The sequence below is a fragment of the Eudoraea sp. genome (assembly GCF_049665975.1).
Taxonomy (GTDB): domain Bacteria; phylum Bacteroidota; class Bacteroidia; order Flavobacteriales; family Flavobacteriaceae; genus Eudoraea.
The window spans coordinates 1-8,276 of sequence record NZ_JBATGR010000182.1 but is presented as its reverse complement, the minus strand read 5'-3'; the positions used below and the strand labels follow the sequence as shown (position 1 = coordinate 8,276).

Sequence of the window (8,276 nt, the reverse complement as noted above, 5' to 3'; positions counted from 1 at the left end):
TATGATATTGTGAAGGCCCATGGGGGAGATTTAAAAGTGGAGACGAATGAAAATGAAGGTACGGAATTTACTATTATTTTGCCGGCGTAATCCTGGTGGGGTCCCGATAGCTCCTTCTCCATAGTATTACGAAGGAGAAGCTATCGGGATGAAGGTAGAGACCAAAGAAGGGGAAGGGACGGAATTCAGTATTCAAATTCCATTTGGTTAAAGCAACTATGAATAGATACAGAGCATAACGATTTAGTGATATATTTCTTAACTTACCTTTACCCTTAATACAAATTTTTAGCATGGACCTTATTGAACTCAAACGAATACAAGAACCCTTAAAGGAAAAATACAGAACAAACCCGGATACCGCTTTGATAACATTGAGAGCTAACTCTCACTGCGGGGAAGGGGTTACATGCAAAATTGAAACAGGAAAAATGATGGCAGAGGCTGGTTTACATCCGGCTACCGGAGGTGATGGCCTGTCGGTATGTTCGGGAGATATGCTGCTGGAGGCTTTAGCCGCTTGTGCAGGAGTAACACTTAAAGCAGTGGCTACATCCATTAACTTTAGTTTGCAGGATGCACATATTCAGGTTGAAGGCGATCTGGATTTCAGAGGCACTTTATCAGTAGACCGGAATGCCCCTGTTGGCTTTAAGGATATTCGGTTACGTTTTCAGCTGGATACCGATGAAACTCAGGAAAAGATAGAAACACTGATCAAATTAACAGAACGATATTGTGTGGTTTACCAGACCCTGATTAAAGCGAATACTGTCAGTGTTTCGATTAATTAGTATAGTACTAAAAGATCAAATGGCTAAAGGCAATCTTAAGGAAAAAAATTGCCTGCCAGAGCTTCAGCGAAGGCAGGAACAACATTTGCCATAAAACTGCCTATTGGCTAACCAGATTATATTAACTTAAAAAAAAGGGTATGAAAATATTAGTAGTAGACGACGAACATGACGTACAATTACTGTTTCAGCAGCGTTTCAGAAAAGAAATAAAAGGCGGAACGGTCCATTTTGTTTTTGCCTTTTCTGGTGAAGAAGCGCTGCGTACTTTACAGGAAATGGAGCATAAGGCGGTGTTGATTTTGTCTGATATCAACATGCCCGGAATGAGCGGGTTGGAGCTCTTGGAAAAAATTAGAAAAGACTATGATAAACCGCCCCCAACGGTTATGATGATCACTGCCTATGGCGATCAGGACAACCGGGATACCGCCGCTCGTTTGGGGGCGGATGATTTTTTGACCAAACCCCTGGAATTTGCTATCTTAAAGGAAAAATTGAAAGCAATATTATGACTTCAAAAATACTGGTAGTGGATGATGAGATTGATCTTGAGGTGCTCATCAAACAAAAATTCCGTAAGCAGATAAGGGAAAAGGAATACGTATTTGTTTTTGCGATAAACGGGAAGGATGCCTTAGAGAAGCTTCTTAAAGAACCTGATATGGATATTGTGCTGAGTGATATTAATATGCCGGAGATGGACGGTCTTACCTTACTCTCCAGAATCAGCGAATTAAACCCACTGCTTAAATCGGTTATGGTCTCGGCCTATGGTGATATGGAAAACATACGAACGGCCATGAACCGCGGTGCTTTCGATTTTATTACCAAACCCATCAACTTTGAGGACCTTACCATTACAATGGAAAAGACCTTAAAACATACCCGTCAAATAAAAGAAACCCTTAAGGCCATAAAAGAAAATAATATTTTAAAGATGTATGTTGACGAAAACGTACTGAACTTTATGGGGAGTCAGGATTATGAATCTACCATAATGGACAATGAAAATATTGATGCAACAGTTATGTTTATCGATGTTTGCGGATTTACTGCCATAAGCGAAACTACTCCTGCAGATTTAGTGGTTAAGATGCTCAACACCTATTTTGACCTTATGGTGAAAGAGATCATTGCCCAGGAAGGGCATGTAGACAAATTCATAGGAGATTGTGTAATGGCAGTTTTCAGAGGAGATTATCATTTAGACAGGGCCATTGATACAGGTCTTGCCATACGAAACCAGCTGAACCAACTAATGCCTGTCGGAGAAGCCTCTGATTTTAAACCCAAAGTATCCATAGGGATTAAAAGCGGGGAGATGATTTCAGGAAATATAGGATCTAAAAGTTTAAAGAGATTAGACTATACAGTCATTGGTGATATAGTAAACACCGCAGCCCGATTGCAGGATGCGGCCGAAGAAAACCAGATCATAATTTGTGAGAGTTGTCATGAGCAAGTGAAGGAATCCTTTCGTTGCAAAAAGATTGGCAGTATCAGCATGAAAAATAAAGCTACTCCTATTACCGTTTATGAAGTTCTGGAATAGCCTATATATTTAATACTCCCGGTTTAAAAGAGAGGCATAAAGGATAATTTCAATTTCCCAAATCTTCTTTACCTTAGCACTAAAGAAAAATTCCTTATGGAAAAACCAAAGGTCAAAAACGTATTTATACAGGGGGCAATAACTCCTGAATTTATAGCTATGGCTATTGCTAAACACCAAACAAAAACTCAGATTGGTGCTCATGATATATTTTTGGGACAGGTACGGGCAGACGAAATTGAAGGGAAAAAGGTTGAGGGCATTGAGTATTCAGCTTATGAAGAAATGGCCAACCTCAAATTTCATGAGATCAGGGAGGCTGCTTTTAAACGGTTTAACTTAAGTTGTCTGCATATTTACCACAGCACAGGTATTGTTAAGACAGGCGAAATATGTTTATTTGTATTCGTTTCCTCGCCGCACCGCAAAGAGGTATTTGAAGCTTTGCATGAAGTTGTTGAAGAAATTAAAAAACAGGTTCCCGTTTTTGGTAAGGAATTATTTGAGGATGACTCCTACCAATGGAAAGTAAACACCTAAAGATGGTAGATATTACACATAAAAAAAGCACACTAAGAACAGCTATTGCCCAGGCAATTGTGCATGTAAGTTCTAAAGATACGATAGAGGCCATTCTGAACAAAAAAGTACCCAAAGGTGATGTATTTGCCATGAGTAAGGCGGCCGGATTATTGGGAGTTAAGAAGACTTCCGACCTTTTGCCCGACTGTCACCCATTACCCATTGAGTATACAGACATAGTATACGAAGTAAAAGACCTTCAGATTAAAATATTGATAACCGTAAAAACTATTTATAAAACAGGTGTTGAGGTTGAAGCCATGCACGGAGCCAGTATAGTAGCCCTGAATATGTATGATATGCTTAAGCCAATAGATAAAGGAATTGAAATAAGCTCCATAAAACTACTTCAAAAAACAGGGGGTAAATCTGATATTAAGAATATTTAGAAAGATATTATTTTCTTACTGTCCAGATCTCATACATGGGACCTCCTTTGCTATTTTTCCCTTTATGATGCCAGTCATCTCCTTTTATTTCATATGTGAAATTAAGTTGTGCGCCTACCCTGGCATTATCACGGGAAAAATATTCTATGCTTTCAGAATAAATCCCATCCTTTGAGGTGTATGTTCCACCACCTGTACCCGAAAATTTAAAAGTTTCGGTATCGTAGGCAATCCATTGAAAATGGCCATCCGATAAAACTTTCATTGTTTTTCGCGAATTACTTTCTCCACGTCTTTCCTGACCTTCATCGGGGCCACGGGTTCCAAAAAGCCACTTGCCATCTAAAGGCTGATTAAATTCAGGGTCTTTTTTAAAGTTTAGATTTTTGTCACCAACTAACACCAGACCATCTTCAACAATTTCTATAGGCCACTCTATAGAAGTGGTAGTATCCTCCTCATAACTGGAATTAAATTCAAGTTTTACAGTTAAGACATCATTCTCTAATTTATAAAACCCACCTATGGTTTTGACAAATCCCGCGGGTGATTTCGTGTAAATTGTATGAATAAAATAAGTGTTGTCAATTTTTAGTTCATGAGTTTGTCCATTAACACTATCCAGAGCATGATAAACCCCCGGAGAGATTTGGGCCTGCATACTTGCCATAGAAAATAAAGAAAAGAGAAGAATAATCCATTTCATAATTAATGTTTTTAAAGGTTTAAAAATAAGGATAATTCCTTTTTAATGAGCCGTTTAACTCAAATAACTAAAATGGGCCTAAAAACTTTGAGAAGGCAGATGTTTTAACATTTCTGTCGTTGTATTTTCAAGGTTAAACTTCGACTCCCAACCCCAATCTTCTTTTGCTTTAGAATCATCGATGCTTCGTGGCCATGTTTCTGCTATAGTTTGCCTGAAATCCGGATTATAGGACACTTTGAAATTTGGGATGTGTTTTTTAATGCTCGCGCTGATATCGGCAGGTGAAAAACTCATAGCAGCAAGATTGTATGAGGATCTCACTGTTACCTGGTCTGGTTTGCAGCCCATGAGTTTAATGGTAGCCCTGATCGCGTCGTCCATAAACATCATGGGAAGTTTTACATCCTCTTTCAGAAAACAAGTATAACTGCCTTTGTTTAGGGCTTCGTGATAAATTTCAATAGCATAATCCGTGGTGCCTCCTCCAGGCAGGGTTTTCCAACTTATTAACCCCGGGTATCTTACACTTCTTATATCCACCCCAAATTTATGGAAGTAATAGGAACACCATCTTTCACCTGATTGCTTGCTTATGCCGTAAACAGTACTGGGTTCCATTACCGTACTTTGAGGAGTACTATCTTTAGGGGTGTTTGGGCCAAATACTGCTATACTTGAAGGCCAGAAAATTTTTTCAATTTTTCTTTCTTTGGCCAGGTTTAGTACGTTGAAAAGCGAATTCATATTTAAATTCCATGCCCTTTCAGGAAATTTCTCAGCTGTTGCACTCAACATAGCGGCCATTAGATATACTTCATCAATTTCATGGTACATTATAACATCCTCTATGGCTTCATAATTGGTAGCATCAAGTAATTCAAACGGCCCTGAATTCATCAAACTATCACTGCCTTCACGAATATCACTGGCAACTACATGTTCATTACCGTACAATTCTCGCAAGGCCAGAGTAAGTTCTGTACCAATCTGCCCGCAGGCTCCTAAAATAAGGATAGATTTTTGCATAGATAGAGAATAAATATAATTCCTTGGTAAAGATAGCTTTTATTAAAATTTGTACATTCGTCCTATGAGAAAATTGTTTGTTTTTGGGTTAACTTTCTTACTCTTGTTTTCCTGTGGCAACAAACAAAGGACTGAACAGATTATTGAGACAGTGGAGCTTGAATTTGATGTTCAGAAACTACCAAAAAAATCAATATTGAATAGCGGAGCCAAAGCAATTCTCGAGACATGGGCTGAATTTAATGACCTGGATAGCGCTTTTGACGGGCTTTACACTGTTGAAAATTATGAAGAACTTATTCTGCTTATTGATGAGTTTATAGAAAAACAAAATGCACTGGCTGCTTCCACATACCCTGAAACTTTTGATAAACCACAGGTAAAAAGCCGGCAGAAAGTTTTTAAAACGTATATTTTAAAAGTAAAGGCAACTCTTGAATACCGTAAGAATCCATTGGAACCAACTATAGAAATGGTCAATGCATTTAATGACCTGCGCAATCAATTCAATGTGATGGTAAATTATAATTTTGACACAAAATTGATTTTAGATGAATAAGCTAATAGTGATTATTATAATGTTATGTGCCGGGCAATTGATTGCTCAGGGAGACGATAGGAAAGTAGTAAATGAACTTATTAATAAATGGCATAAGGCCGCATCTGAGGCCGATTTTGAAACTTATTTTGGGATCCTTGCCGATGATGGAGTTTTTATTGGAACCGATGCCTCAGAAAATTGGCAAAATGATGATTTCAGGGCATTTTCAAAACCTTATTTTGATCGGGGAAAGGCATGGAGTTTCACAAATATTGAACGAAATATTTACATTGATGAATCCGAAAATTTTGCCTGGTTTGATGAATTATTAGATACACGAATGGAAATTTGCAGAGGTTCCGGAGTACTACAAAAAGAAGATGGGAAATGGAGGATAAAACACTATGTGCTTTCTATTACTATTCCTAATGAAGATGTAGATCACGTTAGTGAACTAAAGAAGGAAAAGGACAGCCTATTTATATTAAATAAAAAATCCCGCTAAAATAAAGTAATATAGCCTTTGCAGCGATTCGATATTAAATTATAGTGTTATGAAAATGAACAGAAGCTTTCTCTCGTTAATTTTACTTTTTATAGTTTTAGCGGGTTGCAGGACCGAACCCCAGGAGAAGCAAATAGACTATTATTCCTCGCCCTTGTTCAAAGAAGTACAATTACAAGGTTTATTTGAAGATTCCAAGACTTTTGTAGATCTGGTTCCTAAAGAATCTTACTACACACTAAACAAGAAGTATGAAACCGAAAGGCAAAACGCAGATTTTGACCTGAAAAATTTTGTAGAAGAAAATTTTAGCGATAAATCTACCGCCACACTTAGCTTTGAAACAGATACAACCCATACTATGTATGAACATATTAGCAGTATCTGGGGCAAATTAACCAGGGGTCCGGATTCTGTAATTCCTTATTCCTCAAGGATAGCCTTGCCTAATGAATATGTTGTGCCCGGGGGGAGATTTAAGGAGATTTATTATTGGGATAGTTATTTTACTATAGAAGGTTTGTTGGTAGATAATCAGGAACATATTGCCAGGAATATGGTTGATAATTTCGCGTATTTAATTGATACCCTTGGCTTTATCCCTAATGGCACAAGGGACTATTATTTAAGCCGTTCTCAACCGCCTTTCTTTACACTTATGGCAACCGCACTTGCTCGCAAAGACAGCATGGTTTTAGTTGAATATTTACCAATGATTGAGAAGGAGTATAATTTTTGGATGGCGGGTAAAGATGTTATTGAAGAGCCGTATGAGGCTAATAAGTATGTAGTTAAAGTAGGGGATGATTCATTCCTTAACAGGTATTGGGATAGCAGTGTTACACCGCGCCCTGAAAGCTATAAAGAGGATTATCATTTGGCCGATGACCTTACAACGGAAAAAGAGAAAACGGATCTATATGTCAATTTAAGGGCTGGAGCAACTTCTGGTTGGGATTTTAGCAGTCGCTGGTATGCAGAGGAAGATTCCTTTGGATCAACCAATACAGCAAACATATTGCCGGTAGATCTGAACTGTCTGCTTTATTTTATGGAGAATCAAATAGCACTGGGCTATGGTTTTAAAGGTGATAAACAAGCTAAATCCCTATACAGTGAAAAGGCATTAAAACGGAAAGAATTAATTCAGAAAACCTTTTGGGATGAGAATGCAGAATTCTTTATGGATTTTGAGTTTAAAACGAAAAGTAATACCGATGAATTCACTTTAGCAGCTACTTATCCTTTGTTCTTTAATATTGCCACAAAGGAACAGGCAGAAGTGGTAAAGGAAAAACTAATTACTGAGTTCTTAAAAGATGGCGGACTTCTTACTACTTTAAAAAATACCGGCCAACAATGGGATGCTCCAAACGGGTGGGCACCATTGCAATGGATGGCAGTACATGGGTTACTCAATTATGGCTATAAAGATGAGGCTCTTACAATAATGAAAAGATGGTTGGCAATTAATGAGAGGGTCTATAAAAATATGGGTAAAATGATGGAAAAGTATAATGTGGAGGATACCAGCTTACTATCCGGAGGAGGCGACTATGAGACTCAGGATGGATTTGGCTGGACCAACGGGGTGGCATTAGGATTTAAAGCTTTGGTAGACCAAATGGAAGAGCAGTAAAGTTTTCTTCTTCTAATTATATTTTGGAGTACGTTGAAAGTTTGGTGTAATTTCAAGACTTATTAGATAATTAGATTTAACCATGGCTAAGTCGTTACTTTTTATACCGGACATTTCAGGTTTTACTAAATTTGTACAGACCACTGAAGTTGCGCATAGCCAGCATGTTATTGCTGAATTGTTGGAAGTACTTATTGAGGCCAACACCGAAGAACTTCAGCTGGCCGAGGTCGAAGGAGACGCCCTTTTTTTTTATCGCGAAGGAGAACTGCTTTCACAGGAAAAATTGCTTGCTCAGATTGAAACCATGTTTACCGCATTTACGGGGCATCTCAAACTTTTAGAAAAGAATAGAATATGCCCATGTAATGCCTGTGCAACAGCTCCAAAACTGGAATTAAAAATTGTTGCACATTGTGGCGACATAGAATTTCTGGAGGTACAGGGCAATAGAAAACCTTTTGGGAAACAAGTAATAGAAGCACATAGGTTACTTAAGAATTCTGTTGAAAGTGATAATTACGTGCTAATAAGCA

General features: G+C 38.0%; 11 protein-coding genes. 9 read left to right on the top strand and 2 right to left on the bottom strand.

Annotated features, from left to right (window positions below; genetic code table 11):
- Positions 1 to 293 precede the first annotated feature (293 nt).
- The 5 genes from WBN20_RS06980 to moaC all read left to right on the top strand — a co-directional run bounded on the left by WBN20_RS06980 (position 294) and on the right by moaC (position 3,320).
- Positions 294 to 794 carry an OsmC family protein gene (locus WBN20_RS06980; RefSeq protein ID WP_424274129.1) on the top strand — a complete coding sequence of 167 codons (501 nt, stop codon included), beginning with the start codon at positions 294 to 296 and terminating at the stop codon, positions 792 to 794.
- Positions 795 to 934: 140 nt separating this feature from the next.
- Positions 935 to 1,309 (top strand): response regulator, encoded by a 375-nt coding sequence (locus tag WBN20_RS06975; RefSeq protein WP_424273552.1) that lies wholly within the window; start codon positions 935 to 937, stop codon positions 1,307 to 1,309.
- The gene (locus WBN20_RS06970) at positions 1,306 to 2,349 is read left to right on the top strand and encodes a response regulator (protein ID WP_424281187.1); all 1,044 of its coding nucleotides are present in this window, start codon (positions 1,306 to 1,308) and stop codon (positions 2,347 to 2,349) included. The genes WBN20_RS06975 and WBN20_RS06970 overlap by 4 nt, the downstream gene beginning before the upstream one ends.
- Positions 2,350 to 2,445: 96 nt before the next feature.
- Positions 2,446 to 2,889, top strand: a complete 444-nt coding sequence (locus tag WBN20_RS06965; protein ID WP_424281186.1) for a molybdenum cofactor biosynthesis protein MoaE — start codon at positions 2,446 to 2,448, stop codon at positions 2,887 to 2,889.
- A 2-nt stretch (positions 2,890 to 2,891) separates the two neighbouring features.
- Positions 2,892 to 3,320 carry a cyclic pyranopterin monophosphate synthase MoaC gene (gene moaC / locus WBN20_RS06960; RefSeq protein ID WP_424281185.1) on the top strand — a complete coding sequence of 143 codons (429 nt, stop codon included), beginning with the start codon at positions 2,892 to 2,894 and terminating at the stop codon, positions 3,318 to 3,320.
- A 7-nt stretch (positions 3,321 to 3,327) separates the two neighbouring features.
- Here moaC and WBN20_RS06955 read toward each other — a convergent pair whose 3' ends face one another.
- Both WBN20_RS06955 and WBN20_RS06950 read right to left on the bottom strand, forming a co-directional pair.
- Positions 3,328 to 4,026 carry a hypothetical protein gene (locus WBN20_RS06955; protein WP_424272512.1) on the bottom strand — a complete coding sequence of 233 codons (699 nt, stop codon included), beginning with the start codon at positions 4,024 to 4,026 and terminating at the stop codon, positions 3,328 to 3,330.
- Between the two features lie 78 nt (positions 4,027 to 4,104).
- Positions 4,105 to 5,055 (bottom strand): NAD-dependent epimerase/dehydratase family protein, encoded by a 951-nt coding sequence (locus WBN20_RS06950; RefSeq protein WP_424272513.1) that lies wholly within the window; start codon positions 5,053 to 5,055, stop codon positions 4,105 to 4,107.
- A 64-nt stretch (positions 5,056 to 5,119) separates the two neighbouring features.
- Here WBN20_RS06950 and WBN20_RS06945 point away from each other — a divergent pair, with 64 nt between their 5' ends.
- The 4 genes from WBN20_RS06945 to WBN20_RS06930 form a co-directional block, all read left to right on the top strand.
- Entirely contained in the window at positions 5,120 to 5,614 is a 495-nt protein-coding gene (locus WBN20_RS06945) for a hypothetical protein (protein ID WP_424281184.1), read from the top strand.
- Entirely contained in the window at positions 5,607 to 6,101 is a 495-nt protein-coding gene (locus WBN20_RS06940; protein WP_424272515.1) for a nuclear transport factor 2 family protein, read from the top strand. Before WBN20_RS06945 ends, WBN20_RS06940 begins: the two co-directional genes overlap by 8 nt.
- Positions 6,102 to 6,150: 49 nt before the next feature.
- Complete coding sequence (gene treF / locus WBN20_RS06935; protein ID WP_424281183.1) at positions 6,151 to 7,740, top strand: alpha,alpha-trehalase TreF; 1,590 nt, start codon at positions 6,151 to 6,153, stop codon at positions 7,738 to 7,740.
- 82 nt (positions 7,741 to 7,822) lie between these two features.
- On the top strand, positions 7,823 to 8,276 hold a 454-nt coding region (locus WBN20_RS06930), incomplete at its 3' end, for a DUF2652 domain-containing protein (protein WP_424281182.1).

Coding starts and splice junctions, on each gene's coding strand:
- WBN20_RS06980 (WP_424274129.1), top strand. CDS start 294: ATGGACCTTATTGAACTCAAACGAATACAAGAACCCTTAAAGGAAAAA.
- WBN20_RS06975 (WP_424273552.1), top strand. CDS start 935: ATGAAAATATTAGTAGTAGACGACGAACATGACGTACAATTACTGTTT.
- WBN20_RS06970 (WP_424281187.1), top strand. CDS start 1,306: ATGACTTCAAAAATACTGGTAGTGGATGATGAGATTGATCTTGAGGTG.
- WBN20_RS06965 (WP_424281186.1), top strand. CDS start 2,446: ATGGAAAAACCAAAGGTCAAAAACGTATTTATACAGGGGGCAATAACT.
- moaC (WP_424281185.1), top strand. CDS start 2,892: ATGGTAGATATTACACATAAAAAAAGCACACTAAGAACAGCTATTGCC.
- WBN20_RS06955 (WP_424272512.1), bottom strand. CDS start 4,026: ATGAAATGGATTATTCTTCTCTTTTCTTTATTTTCTATGGCAAGTATG.
- WBN20_RS06950 (WP_424272513.1), bottom strand. CDS start 5,055: ATGCAAAAATCTATCCTTATTTTAGGAGCCTGCGGGCAGATTGGTACA.
- WBN20_RS06945 (WP_424281184.1), top strand. CDS start 5,120: ATGAGAAAATTGTTTGTTTTTGGGTTAACTTTCTTACTCTTGTTTTCC.
- WBN20_RS06940 (WP_424272515.1), top strand. CDS start 5,607: ATGAATAAGCTAATAGTGATTATTATAATGTTATGTGCCGGGCAATTG.
- treF (WP_424281183.1), top strand. CDS start 6,151: ATGAAAATGAACAGAAGCTTTCTCTCGTTAATTTTACTTTTTATAGTT.